This is a genomic window from Psychrobacter sp. T6-4 (assembly GCF_052258425.1).
In the GTDB taxonomy this organism is placed as follows: domain Bacteria; phylum Pseudomonadota; class Gammaproteobacteria; order Pseudomonadales; family Moraxellaceae; genus Psychrobacter.
The window spans coordinates 46,509-64,681 of the sequence record NZ_JBQQEZ010000009.1; the positions used below are offsets into that span (position 1 = coordinate 46,509).

At 45.2% G+C, this 18,173-nt stretch carries 18 protein-coding genes; 7 read left to right on the top strand and 11 right to left on the bottom strand.

What is annotated here, in order from left to right:
* Positions 1-18: 18 nt before the first annotated feature.
* Together ACTXGE_RS07875 and ACTXGE_RS07880 are read right to left on the bottom strand one after the other, a co-directional pair.
* Positions 19-1,455 carry a GGDEF domain-containing protein gene (locus tag ACTXGE_RS07875; RefSeq protein WP_443542880.1) on the bottom strand — a complete coding sequence of 479 codons (1,437 nt, stop codon included), beginning with the start codon at positions 1,453-1,455 and terminating at the stop codon, positions 19-21.
* Between the two features lie 194 nt (positions 1,456-1,649).
* Positions 1,650-2,522 (bottom strand): PHP domain-containing protein, encoded by an 873-nt coding sequence (locus ACTXGE_RS07880; RefSeq protein ID WP_443542881.1) that lies wholly within the window; start codon positions 2,520-2,522, stop codon positions 1,650-1,652.
* A 91-nt stretch (positions 2,523-2,613) separates the two neighbouring features.
* Between ACTXGE_RS07880 and ispZ the strand changes: the two genes are divergently transcribed.
* From ispZ to ACTXGE_RS07910, 6 genes are all read left to right on the top strand, one after another.
* The gene (ispZ, locus tag ACTXGE_RS07885) at positions 2,614-3,165 is read left to right on the top strand and encodes a septation protein IspZ (protein WP_317199064.1); all 552 of its coding nucleotides are present in this window, start codon (positions 2,614-2,616) and stop codon (positions 3,163-3,165) included.
* Positions 3,166-3,228: 63 nt separating this feature from the next.
* Positions 3,229-3,540, top strand: a complete 312-nt coding sequence (locus ACTXGE_RS07890; RefSeq protein ID WP_435949504.1) for a YciI family protein — start codon at positions 3,229-3,231, stop codon at positions 3,538-3,540.
* Positions 3,537-3,959 carry a hypothetical protein gene (locus tag ACTXGE_RS07895; RefSeq protein WP_317199066.1) on the top strand — a complete coding sequence of 141 codons (423 nt, stop codon included), beginning with the start codon at positions 3,537-3,539 and terminating at the stop codon, positions 3,957-3,959. The genes ACTXGE_RS07890 and ACTXGE_RS07895 overlap by 4 nt, the downstream gene beginning before the upstream one ends.
* A gap of 34 nt (positions 3,960-3,993) precedes the next feature.
* Positions 3,994-6,072, top strand: coding sequence for an FAD-dependent 5-carboxymethylaminomethyl-2-thiouridine(34) oxidoreductase MnmC (mnmC, locus tag ACTXGE_RS07900; RefSeq protein WP_443542884.1), 2,079 nt, complete (start codon positions 3,994-3,996; stop codon positions 6,070-6,072).
* A gap of 9 nt (positions 6,073-6,081) precedes the next feature.
* Complete coding sequence (locus tag ACTXGE_RS07905; protein ID WP_443542886.1) at positions 6,082-6,507, top strand: secondary thiamine-phosphate synthase enzyme YjbQ; 426 nt, start codon at positions 6,082-6,084, stop codon at positions 6,505-6,507.
* An 85-nt stretch (positions 6,508-6,592) separates the two neighbouring features.
* The gene (locus ACTXGE_RS07910) at positions 6,593-7,171 is read left to right on the top strand and encodes a hypothetical protein (RefSeq protein WP_443542888.1); all 579 of its coding nucleotides are present in this window, start codon (positions 6,593-6,595) and stop codon (positions 7,169-7,171) included.
* A 7-nt stretch (positions 7,172-7,178) separates the two neighbouring features.
* On the opposite strand, the gene ACTXGE_RS07915 is transcribed toward ACTXGE_RS07910, so the two are convergent.
* The 7 genes from ACTXGE_RS07915 to ffh form a co-directional block, all read right to left on the bottom strand.
* Positions 7,179-7,832: a DUF4112 domain-containing protein gene (locus ACTXGE_RS07915; protein ID WP_317199070.1), complete on the bottom strand. Its 654-nt coding sequence runs from the start codon at positions 7,830-7,832 to the stop codon at positions 7,179-7,181.
* Entirely contained in the window at positions 7,825-8,763 is a 939-nt protein-coding gene (gene ubiA, locus ACTXGE_RS07920) for a 4-hydroxybenzoate octaprenyltransferase (RefSeq protein WP_443542890.1), read from the bottom strand. The genes ACTXGE_RS07915 and ubiA overlap by 8 nt, the downstream gene beginning before the upstream one ends.
* Positions 8,764-8,865: 102 nt before the next feature.
* Positions 8,866-9,111: a hypothetical protein gene (locus ACTXGE_RS07925; RefSeq protein ID WP_317199072.1), complete on the bottom strand. Its 246-nt coding sequence runs from the start codon at positions 9,109-9,111 to the stop codon at positions 8,866-8,868.
* A gap of 36 nt (positions 9,112-9,147) precedes the next feature.
* Positions 9,148-10,014: a class I SAM-dependent methyltransferase gene (locus ACTXGE_RS07930; protein WP_443542892.1), complete on the bottom strand. Its 867-nt coding sequence runs from the start codon at positions 10,012-10,014 to the stop codon at positions 9,148-9,150.
* 44 nt (positions 10,015-10,058) lie between these two features.
* Positions 10,059-10,901, bottom strand: a complete 843-nt coding sequence (locus ACTXGE_RS07935) for an undecaprenyl-diphosphate phosphatase (RefSeq protein ID WP_443542894.1) — start codon at positions 10,899-10,901, stop codon at positions 10,059-10,061.
* A gap of 95 nt (positions 10,902-10,996) precedes the next feature.
* Complete coding sequence (gene tsaB, locus ACTXGE_RS07940) at positions 10,997-11,668, bottom strand: tRNA (adenosine(37)-N6)-threonylcarbamoyltransferase complex dimerization subunit type 1 TsaB (protein ID WP_443542896.1); 672 nt, start codon at positions 11,666-11,668, stop codon at positions 10,997-10,999.
* A 166-nt stretch (positions 11,669-11,834) separates the two neighbouring features.
* The gene (ffh, locus tag ACTXGE_RS07945; RefSeq protein WP_443542898.1) at positions 11,835-13,394 is read right to left on the bottom strand and encodes a signal recognition particle protein; all 1,560 of its coding nucleotides are present in this window, start codon (positions 13,392-13,394) and stop codon (positions 11,835-11,837) included.
* A gap of 316 nt (positions 13,395-13,710) precedes the next feature.
* Here ffh and ACTXGE_RS07950 point away from each other — a divergent pair, with 316 nt between their 5' ends.
* Positions 13,711-14,502: a cytochrome C assembly family protein gene (locus ACTXGE_RS07950; protein ID WP_443542977.1), complete on the top strand. Its 792-nt coding sequence runs from the start codon at positions 13,711-13,713 to the stop codon at positions 14,500-14,502.
* Between the two features lie 67 nt (positions 14,503-14,569).
* On the opposite strand, the gene purU is transcribed toward ACTXGE_RS07950, so the two are convergent.
* Both purU and ACTXGE_RS07960 read right to left on the bottom strand, forming a co-directional pair.
* Positions 14,570-15,436 carry a formyltetrahydrofolate deformylase gene (gene purU / locus ACTXGE_RS07955; protein ID WP_443542979.1) on the bottom strand — a complete coding sequence of 289 codons (867 nt, stop codon included), beginning with the start codon at positions 15,434-15,436 and terminating at the stop codon, positions 14,570-14,572.
* A 159-nt stretch (positions 15,437-15,595) separates the two neighbouring features.
* Positions 15,596-17,875, bottom strand: coding sequence for an Ig-like domain-containing protein (locus ACTXGE_RS07960; RefSeq protein WP_443542899.1), 2,280 nt, complete (start codon positions 17,873-17,875; stop codon positions 15,596-15,598).
* Between the last annotated feature and the right edge of the window lie 298 nt (positions 17,876-18,173).

Below are 18,173 nucleotides of genomic sequence, written 5' to 3' on the forward strand. Positions count from 1 at the left end.
CTTTTTTACTGCCTGATACTATTTGCAGTAACGCTTTTTGGTAATAGCGCCTTGCACCAGTAACTCGTTGGCGCTAACCACTTGATTACGGCCTAGATGCTTGGCTTTATACAAAGCTTTATCCGCTATACTGATAAAGTATTGGCAGATATCATTCGGTAATGAGACAGCATCTGTATGGGCTACAGACGTTATTTTGTATGCCGTTAGCTCCTCGTAGTCAACGCTATAAACCCCAAAGCTTGCTGTGACATTTAGATACTCTACTGTATCCACACTCTCTACAGCCTCTAAATTATCACTAAGGGCGATAGGATGCTGAGCGATATCTTGTCTTAATTGCTCGGCGATACTCATGGCTTTATTATGTGCTGTGTTAGGCAATACGACCAAAAACTCTTCGCCGCCATGGCGGCTAACGATAGCGTCTTTGACTGCTACATCTAATTTGGGCTTTGACAGTTCTAATTTAGGCTTTGACAGTATAGCCGATACTTTTTGCAGTACTCTATCGCCTGCATCATGACCTTGCTCATCATTAATGTCTTTAAAATTATCAAGATCGAGTAAGATAATGCTAAAGCTTTGTCCGCGAGACATTTTGCTTAATGCTTGTTGCATCATCTCAAGACCATGACGGCGACTCTTTAAATGCGTCAAATCGTCTTGATTGGCCTGTTTTAGGCTCTCATCTTTACTGGCGTATAAAACAAGCAGCAACACTCTAAACACCGCAACGATAAAAATCGCTTTTGGCAGCGCCAAATACATATGCGTTGAGCGCCAAAAAAACGCTGAAGAGCGCTGAATCTCTCTAACGCTATCCCATCTTAGATCATTGTTTTTGAAGTTTGAGGCAGCGATAGCATTCTCGATCGTCATCACCTCATTATAAGTCAGTTGATGATATACCTCAGGCGGCAGTGAAGTCACAACCAACTGGCTCAAATTAGGTAAAGCAATACCAAAATATGGCAAAGAGACGGCAAACAATATCAAAAAGGTTTGCGCCAAAAAAGCACGCCAAATGTAGCGCTGCTCAATCAGCATCATACCAAGCATAGCGCCGCCAACCAGAGATACTCCAGCAAGCAGACTGCTATAGCCCATGATGACGATAGCGATGGCAATGTAGACTGTGTATATAGTGACCAGAATAATTTGCCACAGATGCAGGCGCTGATCTAAGGTTTTGATGCGCGCAACATGACCGACTATCCAGTACGAGAACAGTCCTATGACAGTCGTCCATATCCAGACTGGATAGAGCAGATCCATGTTGACATATAGACCATAAGTGTCTCGTTTGAACCATACAAACAAGCACCATAGCCAATGCAATGCGACCTCGATGACTATAAATAACGCAAACAGCGATGCCCTGTCAGCAGCTTGCCACTCAAAAATAATCTGAGTAAGTTTTTTATAGCCCAACTGGTCTATAGATACCGGCATAAATAAGTAGCCAAATGGTTTACGCTTATGTTACGCAATTATATACACGTGTTAAGACTAATAGCGCTTTACTTTGTTACAAGGTTATTCTCGCCTCCAAAACTTCTCGCCTCCAAAATACAGACACCTACTAAACTGTATTTGCTAACACCTAAATTTATAATAGTATAAGTTTTTAATCGTGGTTCTCGCTATTAGCGAAAGCTTTGCCAAACGCCCCGCTGATCTGCATTTAGAGTAGGAATATCACCCAACTTGCGCCACGGCATATTGCTGCCATGAAAGTCGCTACCGGTTGACACCCCTAGATTGTGCTCTGTAATACTGCGATCAACCATACGCCGAGTGCTCAGCGGTTCACTATCAGCAGGTAGCTCGCAGGCATCACCGCCAAGTGCGGCAAACTCCTCAATAAGTTTGCGCACCCGCGTCGCTGAGAGCTGATAACGGGTAGGATGAGCAAGTACTGCTTTGCCGCCGCAAGCATGAATGAGCGCGATACCATCCGCCATACTCAGTGCGTCAAGGGCCACATAAGCGGGCTTATTATCAGCCAAATACTTATCGAATGCCTTTTGTACAGTTTTGACCTCACCGCGCTCAAACAATACTTGACCGATATGAGCGCGTCCAACCGCTTGCGGGTTATCGCCCGCTTTAGCCAACACTTCTTGCCATAATTCATCAAACTCAATATCGAGTAAGGTGCTCAGCTTTTCGGTGATGCGCTGACCGCGAGTCGCTCGGCTGTCTTGCAGCTGCTGCAAAGTGGCATGCATCTGCGCGCGATCGGTAAAATCAAGGCCCACCACATGGATGATTTTATTAGTAGATTTGTTCTTGCCATAGCCACCACTCAAGGTGTGCTCGCAGCTGATCTCAACCCCATTAATAAGCTGTATGTCATAAGTATTGGCCGCAGCGCGCGCCTCATCGATACCTGCTAGCGTATCGTGATCGGTCAATGCCAAAACATCGACACCAGCGACATGTGCGCGGCGAACGACTTCAGCAGGTGCAAAGGTGCCATCAGAGCAGGTACTGTGGCAGTGCAAATCGATTTTCATAGGTACAGCCTTATTCATGCGTTGATTGCTTTTTTTTAGCCCAGTAGACGTGTAAACTATCTCCTACGTTTTGATGGACACTATCCTAGCTATGAAAGCTCTATTAGATTTTATTCCCCTGATTGCCTTTTTTATCGTTGCCCGCAATCAAGGTATCTTGGCCGCAGCAGGTGCTCTGCTTATAGCGACTCTCGTCGTTTACGTCATTCACTTTGCCCGTCAAAAAGGCAAACTTGATAAGCAGCAATGGGTAGTTCTGTTATTGACCATTGTCTTTTGCGGTGTCACCTTATTGCTGCGTGATGACATCTACTTACGCTGGAAATCACCGATTATAAACGGGGTGTTTGCCTTTGCCTTGCTCGTAAGCGTAGCTATTAACAAGCCTTTGATGCGCCTGGCAATGAAAGAGGTCTTTACGCTTACTATGAGCGGCTGGAAAAAGCTCACTATCGCTTGGGCGCTGTTTTTTGTGCTTATGGGCGTGCTGCATTATATCACGGCCTTTACCATGTCGAACGAAGCTTGGATCAACTTTAAGACTTACGGCTGGATTCCTATTATGCTCGTTTTCGTCATTGCTCAGTTTGTAGTGCTAAAAAACCATGTCAATCCAGCACTGACGGACAAAACTGCTAAATAGATTTAAAACTTTACTTTTCTTGTATTATACACTCGCTATTTTACTCTTAATTAAGGAGCCACCATGGCCTTATTTGCTATCATCGGTCATGACGTTGCAGGTAGCCAAGCGCAACGCCTAATCACTCGCGCAGAACACGTCGAGCGCCTGCAAGCCTTAGATCGTGAGCAGCGCTTAATCATCGCAGGTCCTACCCCTATCGAGCATGGTAGCGACGCTATGTCAGGCAGCCTGATTATCGCGGATTTTGATACGCTCAAAGACGCGCAAACTTGGGTAGATGCCGAGCCGTACCTGCGTGATGGTGTGTATAGTCATGTAGACGTCAGACCTTTTATTCATACCTTGCCTGCCAACAAGGCAGCACAATCGTGAATCGATTGAAACATTATAAGTACGGTCTAATGAGCATCATGCTATTGGCGACAATGCCAGTGCAAGCGGCTTCAACACTAACTCCTAGTGCTGAGCCTACGCCTTTAACAACGACTCAACTGACAATGACTGAGCCCAGTACCGCTCAAGCTGATCCAGACTTAGCTTTGTCCATTGATAATACCCTAGCGGCGCAAATGCAACCCTCCAATCAAGCATTATCGGATGCCAATCAAGAGCTATTAGGGCGCAATGCCAAGCTGCAACGCCAAGTTAATGACTTACAAACGCAGGTTAACGTCTTGGTCTATGAGAGTAAAGGTCAGCTGTTTTTATACGGTGCATTTACAGTACTCATAAGCTTACTGGTCGGTATTTTTATCTCTTGGCTGGTTTTTGTACGCCGCGAGCGCTGGTAACCTGCTTTTATTGCCTTATTTGATGTGATCTTTTATGTCTAATCCTGTTGCGCCAATTGGGCATCTTGACCCTACAAAAGCTACGAGCTATGCCAATATCATTAAGCCTGCGCAGATTGACTGGCAAAAGGACGATACAGGTAACCTAGTGCCCGTATCAGGTGAATTTGGTGACGTTTATTACTCACAGGCTAATGGCTTAGCAGAATCTCGCTACGTGTTCTTGGAGGGCAATCATGTATCTGAGCGCTTGGCAAATCTAGCCCCTTATCAAACCTTTAGTGTCGCTGAATTGGGTTTTGGCACTGGCCTCAATGTCCTAGCTCTCTGGCACTTATGGCGCAAGCTTCGAGCAACGCATGCGCATTTAAGTAATGCGCGCTTACATATTATCACTACTGAAAAGCATCCTATACCTATCGAGGATTTGACCGAGATACTGGGCATTTGGTGCCAGCGTGCGCCAGAACTACGAGCGATGGTAGTAGAGTTGTTGGCAGCCTATCCTATCCTTATTGCAGGCTGTCATCGCCTTAACTTTAGCGCTGATAATCTAACGCTCGATATCTGGCTGGGTGATGCTGCCGATAGCTTAGCTAAACTTGCAACTGATCACTCTAATTGTCAATCTACTCAAAAGAGCACGCCCATTGATGCTTGGTTTTTAGATGGTTTTGCGCCCTCTTGCAATGAGTCCTTGTGGGCAGAGTCGGTATTTAGTCAGATTAAACGCTTATCTTCTATCGGTACGACAGCAGCGACTTATAGCTGCGCAGGCGTAGTAAAACGCGGCCTGCAGAGCAGTGGCTTTATACTCAAAAAGATAAAAGGCTTTGGCCCAAAGAAAGAGATGCTCACTGCTGAGATTAAAGAAGACGCTGAGCTGTCTAACGATACTTTCATTAAAACAAAACAAGTCAACGAAAAATCCAAACCTAGCCATACCCTTATCATTGGTGCTGGCGTCTCTGGGTTAATGGTCGCTTGGTCACTAGCCAATCGCGGTACGCGGGTCACACTCGTGGATAAAACCGCACCGCTTGCAGGAGCATCTGGCAATCCGCGCGCCCTACTCGCGCCTAAGATGACGCCCATTCATCACGCTGACGAGCATCTGCATACTATCGGTTATCTCTATAGTAGCCGCCTATATCGCGCCCTTAATAAGTTAGCTGCCAAAAATAATAGCGCAGCGGTGCTTGAACCGACAGGCGCGCTTGATTTACTTCTAAAAGCCAATATCGATGTCGCGCAAATTGCTGATTATCCTGATACGATGGCGACCACCCTACCCGATGAGCAAGCGCGTCAACTTAGTCATTTAACCATGCAGGACTTATCCGATAATCTATATTTGCCGCAATCAGGCTTAGTTAATCCGCAAGCCCTAAAAGACGTCATTATGTCTCACCCGTTGATTCGCTATCAGCAATTAGACGTTAATGAGATCAATGAAAATAACGAGCAAGTTTATGTGAGTGGTTATAGGGATGGCGAGCAGATCAACCTTCAAGCCGACAATGTGGTCATCTGCGCCGCCTTTGAGAGCCATGCTTTAGATACTCGTATTTTTGATTGTCGCAAGATTCGTGGTCAGCTGTCATGGTTCATACCCAGTGCCGAGCAGCTTGCTAAACTGCCAAAGATACCGCTCAAGTATAGCGGCTACTGTACGCCCTTTACTGCTCAGGCAGGGGATGCGCAAATTAATAACGTTGTAGAGGGTCAACCGTATTTATTACTTGGCGCAAGTTTTGTGCGTAATGATATCGCAACCGATATTCGGACGGGCGAGCACCAAATTAGCCGTGATAAACTGATCAAAGCTATTGCTGAGATGAATGAGGTGATACCGGCCGATACTAGCAAGTGGCAAGCGCGCGCAGGTGTTCGCACGCAAACACCTGATTACCATCCGATTGTAGGCCAACTACCTGATAGCACGCACTTATGGACGCTCACAGCGATGGGCGCAAAAGGGTATGCTTTTGCACCGATATGTGCTGAAGCCTTAGCTGATATGATGTTAGGTGATTTTATGCCTTTATCAAGTGCATTGCTTGATAGGCTTGCACCCAATCGTAAACGCTTGCAAACGCCTTTGGATGAATAAGGATAGATTATGGCTTATCTGCAAACCACTATAACGCTACCAGCCTACGCACGCGGTATCCATATTATTACCGCCCATATCGAACAAGCGATCAATAAGCTGCTACCTGATAAAGCAAACGCAGGCTTTGTGCATCTATTCTTGCAGCACACCTCAGCGAGCCTTGCTATCAATGAGAATGCTGACCCTGATGTCCGACTAGATACCGAAGACTGGCTCAATACTATTGCTCCTGCCAATCAGTCCGAATATAGACATACCTTAGAGGGATCTGATGATCTACCCGCGCATTTTAAGAGTATGATGCTTGGCGTCAGCCTAACGATACCTTTGGTCAACGGCGCGCTAGGATTAGGCATGTGGCAAGGTATTTATCTGTGCGAGCATAGAGATCATGGTGGCAAGCGTAAAATAATCATAACAATAAGCGCTTAATGTTTAATAGCTGTCTTTACTTAACCATAGATTTTTCTCGAATATATAAACACTACTCATTACTATCAACCAAGCTGATTGTCCTATGAAAAAACTCCTAAAACCTATGCGCTACGGCTTACTTTTTGTATTAGCGATTAGCCTCACTTTAAGCGCTTGTCAAAAAGAACCTGAACCTGAGACTCCAATCGAGGTTGAGACACAAAGCATGCCTGCTACTGCCGATATGACTACTAAGCAGCCAACACAGAACGTAGAGGAGCCAGAAGTAGACGAGCGTGAGATAAATTTGGACGCGCTCGATGATATTGATGAACTAGATCAAGAAGCAGACTTACAAGATGTTGCCCCAAATCCAGAACAAGCCGTAAAGGGCACGCAAATCACTGATGTTAAATACCGTAGTGACGCCGGTGACACGCTCTCTGTCATCTTTGAGACCTCAGCGAGCGGAGTGCTCAATGCTATAGTTACCCTGCCTAACAGACCAAAAATGACTCTGAGTGCGCCTGAAGGTCAAGGCAATAATCCCACCTATCGCTCTAATGACGGCAGTGTCGAGCTTATCAGTCATGGCGGCGGTAGTAGTATAGATGTGATACAAAATGGCAAAGTGACTAATTATAACGCCACTAGCGCTGAGGCAGAGGTCGTCACTGAATGACGACGACCTAGCCGCCAAACATTCCTATTAGCCATCTAATAGCCGTCCATAGACCAAGCACAACAAAGGCAATGACCAGCACCCCCAAGATGTCAGGAATATGCAAGTATAGCCAAGCGATAACAGGATTACGCCAAAAGCGGCTTTGCTGCTGCTTATCCTCCAAGCTTTGATGCAAAAACGGTCTATCGATATGCATGGTATCGGTGATGCCATACTCATCTTGGATATGCTGGTGGACAATCCCCAATGTCTTACGGCTTGGGCGCAAAAACACATCGATCACAGTGCCCACACCCGGAATAATACCGACGACCATGTCAGCCAGCGCCATCTGTACCGCAGGGGTCATTTTGCTTGCAGGGACGCCCAGTTGACGCCCTAATATAAACGCGTAGCTGGTGAGTGCCAGCCCCGCCAAATCGCCTGCTATTGGAATCGTCGAGAGCGCCGCATCCGCGCCTAACCCTTGTTTGGTAAAGGGTACGCGCACCAGTGAGTCCATAGTATTGGCAAATTTTGCTAATTTGCGCTCAGTGTCAATCACTTGCTCGCGCGTCAGTCCTTGCTCAGCCAGTCTTAACTGAAACTCAGTCTGCACCTCATTGAGTGGTGGTTTTTTGCTAGTAAAGCGTTTAAGAGAGCTGGGTAATTTAGCCATTAAAGGTAGTCCATATACAAGATAAAGCGACTAAGGCAAAGACGTAACGTCCGACCCAAATATTAGCTAGGAATGCTTGAAAGCAAGCAGCAGGCTTGCGAGTCGCGCAGACGCTGTTTTGCTTAGCAAACATCATCGCCACTAAGGCCAGGCCAAATACAGGCACGATACTCAAACTGGTTGGCGCAAAATAGTGCCACAATACTGCGCCCATAATCACTAAAAACAAAGTCTGTAAGATCGAGATTATCAGCACATCAAAGCGACCAAATAGTATGGCTGTCGATTTGACACCAATCTTTAGATCATCGGCGCGATCCGCCATAGCGTACTGAGTATCATAAGCGATTGTCCAGCACATGTAGGCGATGAATAGTAGCCAGCACCAGATATCAGGCGCGCCTTGCACGGCGACATAAGCCATGGGTATCGCCCAGCCAAAGGCGGCAGCCAAAAACACTTGCGGCAAATGGGTGTAGCGCTTCATAAACGGATAGATAAAGGCCAGAACGACTGCGCCCAATGACCAATAAAATACGGTTATAGGTAAAAACAATAGCAAACTGGCGCTCAGTACAACTAAGACCAAAAACGCCGCTATCGCCTCGCGTCCGCTTAGACGACCGTCAGCTAATGGGCGACCTTTAGTACGCGTGACGTGTCCATCTACTTTGCGATCGGCAAAATCATTAATGGCACAGCCTGCCGCTCGCATCAAAATCGCGCCTAATGCAAAGAGTACAAACACCTTTAAACTCGGTAGACCTGCTGTTGCGCCATCCACTTGCTGGGCTTGACCCATAGCCGCGAGCATCACGCCCCAGAGGGTGGGCCACAAGAGTAGCTCTATACCGACAGGCTTGTCAAAGCGCGTCAGTTGCATATAAGCATAGAGCTTATCTTTAAGTGTGAGATGAAGATAGTTTGCCATTAATTACTCGTCTTAGAACCTTTATGCTTGGTTATGACCTTCTGTATTTTTTATTTTTGTGCTTATTAATTTTAAAACCTTTGACGTATTGATAGCTTTGATTTATGGTTCAATTTGCTTCCATAACTTCATGGCTTCAGCTAGCGTTAGTCCAGGGTATTTTGTGCGTAGCGCCTTAATGGCAGCTCTTTTATTTCCAGCTGCTGCTTGATTGCGTAAATAGGTCAACTGCTCTTGTGGATCGCTCAGCGCTCTTAGGTGCGCCTCAAGTTGCAAAATTCGCGTGCGAAGTATGATATTGACCAATAATAAGGCTGCACCTGCCGCCCAAATGACTATCGTTAGCATCCTATGCTCCTAGACTATTCATTACTCATTTAAATATTAGGCAAAGTAGCCATCAAAGCGCAGCGCAGTATTTTGCCAGCTTTCATCGGCTTGTCGCTGGGCAAATACTGGCGCGTATTGTGGACGCTTAACGATGACGCGGCCACCCTGCTCGTTATGCCCAGCGATAAAATCCTCAGCGCTTTGCAACAACTGCGCCTCCTCAATCAAGGTTGGCGGATAAGCTAATTGATGCAGCACTTGCATGTGCTTACCAACCTTTGCTCCCTTACCTGTTTTACTATCTTGATGGCTGTCCTCTGGGAACATCGGGTCTAAATACACCATATCGACGATACTATCATCAAGTGTCGACGCACTTTGTTTGTCAGCAAAATAACTCCGTGCATCGATGTTGATGATGTGCAAACGCGTCATCAGCTTTTGCCAGTTTGGTTGTGCGCTCATGCGGCGCTGTTCTGCCAATAGTAATAATGCCATCATCGGCTGCTGCTCAAGCATAATGACTCGTGCGCCTGTACTGGCAAGTATCAGACTGTCATGACCAAAACCTGCGGTGGCATCAATGACTATACTATCTGCTGTGATTTTAGCCGCTTGCAAAAGCAGCTCTGACTTGCGTCCTGCGCTGACCACACGCCGCTGTAATTTGTCCCACTCTGGCGCCACACTCAAACCATCAGCAATTAATGATAATTTATCCTTGTCATCTAACCATAAAACAGGATCATCGTGCAAAGCGCTCAACTGCTGCTTAATTTTTTGATTGACTTTACCAATCGTCTGCTCAATGCTCAGTTGCAATGATAACTGATGTTTATCAAGCAGATTTTGCAGTGCATCGATTTGTGGTTTTTGCCTATCAGTAGCGTAGTATAAGTGACATATAGGCAGTGCTGACATGACTCACTCTCAGATAATTAAAAGGCCAAAATGCTGTTAGAAGGCTATCCCGCAAACTGATAACCAAAGACCCAAGCGGCGACTAATACGACTATTCCTGTGATAATGCGCAGCCAGGCAAAGATTTTAAAATCGCGGCGACTGACCCAAGCCACTAGCCAGCGGATACAAAGCAGCGCGACGACAAAGGAGACGATAGTGCCCACTCCCAATACGAGCCAATCCTCCTGACTGGTCAATACCTCATGGTGCTTGAGCAAATCGAGCAAGCCTGCGCCTACGATCACAGGAATACCCAAAAAGAAAGAAAACTCCGCTGAGGCCTTGCGCGACACGCCAAGCCACAAGGCACCGATAATGGTAGCGCCAGAGCGTGACGTGCCTGGTATCAGCGCCAAGCATTGCAGCAGTCCAATCTTGAGCGCCGTCGCCACACGCACGTCTTCCGCTTCACTGGCGATAATCGTTTGCGGACGATTTTCGACGTAGAATATCAATAAACCACCGATGATAAGCATAATCGCTACGGTAATAGGATTGAACAAATAGGCTTTTATCTCATCAGCAAAGGTAAAGCCGACGATCATCACAGGAATAGTGGCGACAATAAGGCTAAGCCCCAGCTGCCTTGGGTTAGTCATCGTATCTGATTGACCCGTTATCAGCCCCATAAGAGCGCCCCATAAGCGGCCCCAGTAGTCATAAATGACCGCCAAAATAGCACCGAGCTGTACGACAACGACGAACAAATCGACTTTATCTTTGGTCCAAAAGTTCATGACATCTGCGGACAAAATCAAGTAGCCGGTGCTAGAGATGGGTAAAAACTCAGTGATACCTTCGACGATACCCATGACAACGGCTTGAATTAATAAAATGATATCCACGGCAATCTTCCTAAAAGCAGCGCTGAGCTAAACTGAGCTGGTATGGGTGGTTAAATAGTGATTAAGCGAGCTTGTAACATTAAAAATAAACGACTCTAGGCTTTACCTTGCTCTTTGAGAGTCTTCCAAGCTTGATTGCGTAGATATTTAGGTAAGGCATGCGCAGCATCCGTACCGCCTGTTTCCCTAAACTGCGCTAGCCCCACCTGCCCGATGACAGTAGCGTCTGGTACAACGGACTCATAGATTCGCTGACCATCACGCAGGGTTAATAGTCCAGCGCCGTTACCCGCGATAGCAAAATTTAGCTCAGTCTGCGTGTCATAATCTAAAAGTTGCTCAGTTTCTGTAGAGACTGGCTGCATGATGTCGTCTACTAATGAGTATTGTCCAAAATAAACTTGCTGCATACGCGCATCAAGAGCGCTATAGACTGACTCGATACCATATTCTTGGTAGGCAGCTTGCGCGATTGCTTGCAAGCTAGATACCCCAACGCAAGGCAAATCATGCGCCACCGACAGCGCTTGCACCACAGCGGTATTAATACGGATACCGCTAAAAGCACCTGGCCCGCGATTAAACATCAAGGCTTGAATGTCAGCAAGTTTAAGCTGATTAGCTTGCAAAGCGGCGTCTATCATCGGTAGTATCTGCCGAGTTTGCTCACGCTTACCTTTTTCAGTCTGGCTAAAGATAACTTCACCGTCGCGGCCCAATATCGCAATTGAGCACTGATCAAATACCGTATCTATCGCTAAAAACATATGACCTCAGCTTTGGCTAGGAGCACCTAAAAATAGCGCCTATGATAACATTTAGTGTGCATACTATTTGCAAATTTGTTCTGGCGCATCTTCGAAAGCCATACTCATAAAAAGCCCCAAAACTGACATGAGCTTGGGGCTTATCAAAATGATATTTTCTTATCAACTAAAAGCGTTTTTTAAAGTCTTTTGGTGCTTTATTCTGCATCTCTTGCATCTGCTTTTGCATATCTTCCGCGCTTGGCATATTGTTGGGATCAAGTCCCATTTGCTTTGCCAGCTGCGCTTGATTCACGTCTTTCATGCCGCCTTGACCCTTAGCTTGACCACCACCGAATAAGGGACCACCACCACCGCCGCCGCCTGCAGCGCCGCCGCCCATCAGACCTTGCATAGATTTCATCATTTTACTGATGCCTTCAGGTTTTGAGATCATCTTCATCATTTTTGCCATCTGCTTGTGCTGCTTGAGCAAACGGTTAATGTCTTGAATCTCTCTTCCTGAACCTGCGGCAATACGGCGTTTGCGGCTTGGGTTGATTTTGTCAGGGTTTTTGCGCTCATATGGCGTCATCGAATTGATCAAGGCTTCCATCTCGCGCACCTTTTCTTCAGGCTTAGCGTCTTCAACCGCCTTTTGCATATCAGAGCCGCCCATACCTGGCATTTTATCTAAAAACCCTGCCATGCCGCCCATACTTTTCATTTGCTGAAATTGAGTCAGTAAATCCTCTAAATCAAAATCGCCACCTTTTTGCATTTTCTTAGCCATTTTTTCGGCTTTGTCGCGATCAATCTTTTGCTCAACTTCTTCAACTAGACTTAAGACATCACCCATACCGAGTATGCGCTGGGCAATACGCTCTGGATGGAATAATTCAAGGGCATCGAGCTGCTCACCGCGGCCCAAGAACTTAATAGGTTTACCCGTAATCGCACGTACGGATAACGCCGCACCCCCACGAGCATCGCCGTCAGTCTTGGTTAGGATAACACCTGTCAGAGGCAGCGCATCATTAAAGGCTTTGGCGGTATTGGCGGCATCTTGACCCGTCATCGCATCGACCACGAACAGCGTCTCTTGAGGATTGACCGCCGCAGTAAGCGCTTTGATCTCATCCATCATCATCTCATCAATAGCTAAGCGACCCGCCGTATCAATGATTAAGATGTCTTGATACTGAATCTTCGCCTCTTCTATGGCGCGGCGAGCGATATCAATGGGGTTCTCATCCGTCGTTGAATTGACAAACTTAGCACTTACTTGTCCGGCGACTTGCTCAAGCTGTTTGATGGCAGCGGGGCGATAGACGTCAGCCGATACCAGCATGACTTTTTTCTTTTGACGCTCCTGCAAGTATTTAGCCAATTTACCCGCAGTCGTCGTTTTACCCGCACCTTGCAGGCCCGCTAGTATATAAACGACAGGCGGCTTACCCGTCATCTCAAGCGCTTGATTAGCGCTGCCCATCATTTCGGTCAACTCATCATGGACAATCTTGACAAAAGCCTGCCCTGGGGCTAACTCTTTGAGCACTTCTGCGCCCAATGCCTGTTCTTTGACGCGTTTAACAAAATCACGAGCAACAGGCAAGGCAACATCCGCTTCAAGCAGTGCCATACGTACTTCACGCAGCGTGTCTTTGATATTGTCTTCAGTCAATTGACCGGTGCCGACGACATTACGTAGGCTCGATGAGAGACGTTCGGTTAAAGTATCAAACATATATAATTCTCGATTGGGAGTTAATTTTTTATTTAACTAAATGCTAAGTTCTAAGTTCTATTGTCATGATGAGATTTAGGAAGTCATTCATTTAATGAATATGATTCTCAATTGGCTTTCATTTTATGATAAATTGAACGATTATTCTAATCATATCATTTTAGCGCTTACTTGGCAGTGATTCTATTTTACGCTATGTTTCTTAAAGCTTTTATACCACTATAGCCATCTGTCACGGCGCTAGGTTTAGCTTGGTTTAAACAGCGATTAAGTGTCTGTCCTACCACCGCTATTGATAATTTATGAGGCACCATCTGTGTTACTTGCGTTTTTGATAGCTAGCCTATCTTATCTTGTGGTCAGTATTTATATTAGCTGGTCACTGACGACCAATAAGCCTATTCATAAAAGCATTACCTTGAGCTTACTGCTGATTGGTATGCTCGCGCACGTGCTGCTACTCTCGCCTGATATTGTCACTTTATATGGATTAAACTTTAACCTATTTAATACGATAAGCTTAATCGGTCTGTTATTTTTATTCTTCTATACTCTATTTTCGCTGTATCGACCTATTATCAGCCTTGGAATTTTAGCCGCACCTATTGCCTTTATCGGTGTCACAGTCGGCTATTTTGGACGTGCGCCTTATCGCCCGCTAACAGATATCGGTATTGGACTAGAGGCGCATATTATACTCTCCTTTGCCGCTTACTGCGTACTGTTCATGGCAGCGGTGCAAGCGCTATTTTTAAGACTGCAAAACCGCGAGCTTAAGCATCAGACCATTCATCGTTTTTGGGTCAATAAACTGCCGTCATTACAAACGATGGAAGGTCTGTTGTTCGATATGATCTTGGTCGGCTTTGTACTGCTCAGTTTTGCACTAGGCATCGGCTTTATCTATGTCGAGGACCTGATGGCGCAGCATATCGCGCACAAAACCGTTTTTAGCGTACTATCTTGGCTGTTATTTGGCGGGTTACTGATTGGACATTGGCGCGCAGGCTGGCGCGGCAAACGCGCGGCTAATATCACGATATCAGCCTTTGTATTACTAGCGATAGGGTTTGTAGGCAGCAAATTTGTATTAGAGCTGGTGTTATAGATCAAGATTAGCGCTTAGCACACTCGCTATACTGAGCGCTATTTCTTATTTATCATGCAAACGGCTGTCAGTTAAACACCACCGTCTTGTTGCCCGTAACGATAACGCGGTTTTGTACATGCCAGTTGACCGCGCGCGCCAGTACATTACGCTCGACATCACGGCCAATCGCTCGCAATTCCTTTACGCCTTGTCTATGGGTGACGCGGTGTACATCTTGCTCGATGATTGGCCCTTGATCCAATTCTGCTGTGACATAATGCGCCGTTGCGCCGATGAGCTTGACCCCTTTATCAAAGGCTTGTCTGTAAGGGTCTGCGCCAACGAAAGCTGGCAAGAACGAATGGTGAATATTGATCACTTGCATCGGCCAGCGCTCAATAAAGTCTGACGACAATATCTGCATATAGCGCGCTAGTACCAGTAGATCATTACCCGCCATCAACTCATGAATCTGCGCTTCGGCATCGCTCTTATTATCTTTGGTCACGGGCACATAATAAAAAGGAATACCGAAGTTTTCCACTGCTTGGCGCAAATCCTCGTGATTGCTAACCACTGTGGTAATCTGACAATCAAGCAAACCGCGCTGATGCCGCCACAATAAATCGAGCAGCGCATGATCAAACTTCGAGACCAAAATACCCACCTTCGTCTTAATCGCATTGTCATGTAACCGCCACGTCATCTCATAGCGCTTGGCAACGGTATGAGCAAAGCTTGCCTCAAAATTATCGATAATCTCGCTGAGACCTGCTAAGGCAAACTCCAAACGCATAAAGTACTGTCCGCCTTCATGTGCGGTTGAATATTGATCAAGCGCAATAATATTACCGCTATAGCGATGAATAAACTCTGATACGGCTTGAACGATACCCGCTTGATCGCGGCATTTGATTAGGAGGGTTGCGGTGTCTGACATAAGGTATCCAATTTAAAGATTAAATCTATAATAAGTTAAGATTGTCTGAGATATAGCCGGTCGGCTATTTTATTGTGTTTTAGCAATTGAGTTGGTGGTATTTCGTTATTAAAATTATGAATGCAAAAACCCCCAACACGTTGGGGGTTTTTAAATTTATGCGAGTTAAAGCTATCTTGATACAAACGTAATATTTTTAGTAGAAGTAGTAGCAGAGGGTGATGGTGTGGTCACTGATAGTTTCAGCTGATCGTTAGGACGACAGCCACTATAAGTAAAGGTATAGCTGACCGCGTTGTCTCGCACCTTACCAAATCTACCGTCTCCTATACTAACTCCAACACCTAGATCAACAATGTTTGGCACCGTTTCAAAACCAGATACTAGCTCAGCTTCGCATGTAGAGCTAGTATCTGCTACCGTTAATGACGCGTCTGCTGGCACATTGCCTCTTGGCTCCGAACCTATACCATCAGAGCCAATACCTACATTAATAGAAGAAGAACCTGCCTTTACGACAGCTGTAGTATTTGGCTCAGCGTTAGAAACGACAATTCTATCACCCGTAATAACAACAGTAGGAGAGAAACTGGTTTTATCTACAGCTGAAATACTGACACTCGTTCCTGACGGCATACTGACCGTTTGAGCGCCATTACCATACATTTTAAAATCCACCTTGATAGGTGTATCTAAATTATTTAGCGGATTCGCTCGAAGTTCGTCTCCTAATCTTGGGAATAAAGGACTATCAGACGCTAAACCTAGTACAACTTGAGAACGTAGTATAGCCTCAAGTTGGTTATCACAGGTTTGGTTGATATTAGGGAACGAAAAGAATGATGGACCACAAGATAAACTGCCAGCGTTGCGACGATATACAAATTCGCCTAAATTAGAATCGTACTGATTATTCTCATTATCATCTCTAAAGAAGTCACCGATATTTCTAATCAAGGAGTCAACGCCTGCGGTATATAAATTATCGCCATTAGTATCTCTATAGCTCTTATCACCCTCTACATAAGCGATAACAGAGATACGATTATCTACAGGACGTGGGTTTTGTGTGCTAAATTCAACACTACACTGACCGTTGTTAGTGGCGCAATTTGGAATCACTCTACCGCCTTCACTGATAAAACTGACCACTGTACCATTAGGCACAGGGTTTCCCACTCTATCGACCAATCTTGCGGTAATAGTAGCGGTATCTCCATCAGTACCGACTGCCAATACATTTTTGCTTAACGAAAGACTAAAACCGTTTTGTGTAGCACGTCCGGTTGCTACTGAAACATTTTTTGACAGTGCAAATATATTGCGATTTGATAGTAACGTTGCTTTTATTTCTACAGGACCAGGTAATGCACTAGGGTACAAGTCAACAACCACTCTACCTTGCGAGTCACTAGTTACTATCTCAGAATTTTGGTTGCCTAATCTCACAAAACTAAAATCGTTCGGTGCAAATACTTTACTAATCTCAACTCTTTGATTGGCAGCAGGTCGACCGTTGGCATAAACAGTGAACTCTATCTTTCCAGATCTAGATGATCCGCTATTATTTGCACCTAGTCTAGTCTCCTCCGTAGTGGTATACACTATAGAGTTTGCTTCTATACCTTCAATATTTACAGTAAGCGTTCTTTGCACATTGGGATTATTTGCTGAAGTTATAGTAATCGTTTGTCTACCCTCACACAAATTCCCATTACTATCTATTGCTTGGTAGTTAGCTATAACATCACCTTGATTACTTGAAACAACACTGTCGTTATCAAAACTACCACAACTGGTATCGAAATTTACTGCAATGTCATTCTGATTGGCATTGCTACTAGCATCTTTTGTTTTCAATGTGATGTTAGTATTGCCACCTGACTCTAAGTTGGTAGAAGATATAAAGATGTCAGCGAGCTGAACCTCTACAGACTGTAATGAAAAATTATAACCTGGCGTTGTATCTGTTAACCCATTAGCACTAACTGTAGCGCTAAGCTGATAGCTACCTGTTGTTGTGTTATCTAAAGGTTTAACCGATATACTAGCTTCGCCACTTTCATTAGTTAATATGGCAGCGTTACTAGTTCCAAATGCTACTCCTTCACCTCGAAAAGTCACTAAAGCATTATCAATAGGTGTATTCGTCTCATCAGTTACAACTACTTTAGCACTAACTCCAGCAGAGGTAATAGTACGAGTCACATTTCCATTAGTATCTGTCAAAGTTATAGGCGTTACATTGACTTCACTAACAGGCACTGTTGGCTCACCGTTGCCATCGCCATTATTTCCATCGCCGCCTGTACCTGGCTGCGTTACACCCGTATCAGGTTCTGGAGCAACAGTATCCGTACCACCTCCACCGCAGCCAGCTAAAGTCAGTGCTAAGCTTAGCGCTGTGAGCTGAAAAAATTTGGAAGTAGTGGTATGCAAAAGATATGACATGGTCTTGCTCCGCGTTAGCAGTATTTGTTTTTTGAGCCTTTCAAATAAGCATAAATGAAAAGTAAACAACTCATTGAAATAAGTTATATATTACAAACTGTATAAAATTTATGACAGTAACTTTACTGACTTTTATATTAACTTACAACTGTTAATTAATCTTTATCGTCAAATAATCAATCACATACGCCTGCGATTTTAGAGTATAATATGCGCCGTATACCGTAATAAATACGACAAAATAATTTGAGTATCTGCTCATTTTGTGGTATAAATGTCGGCTTTAAAATTTCTGAAT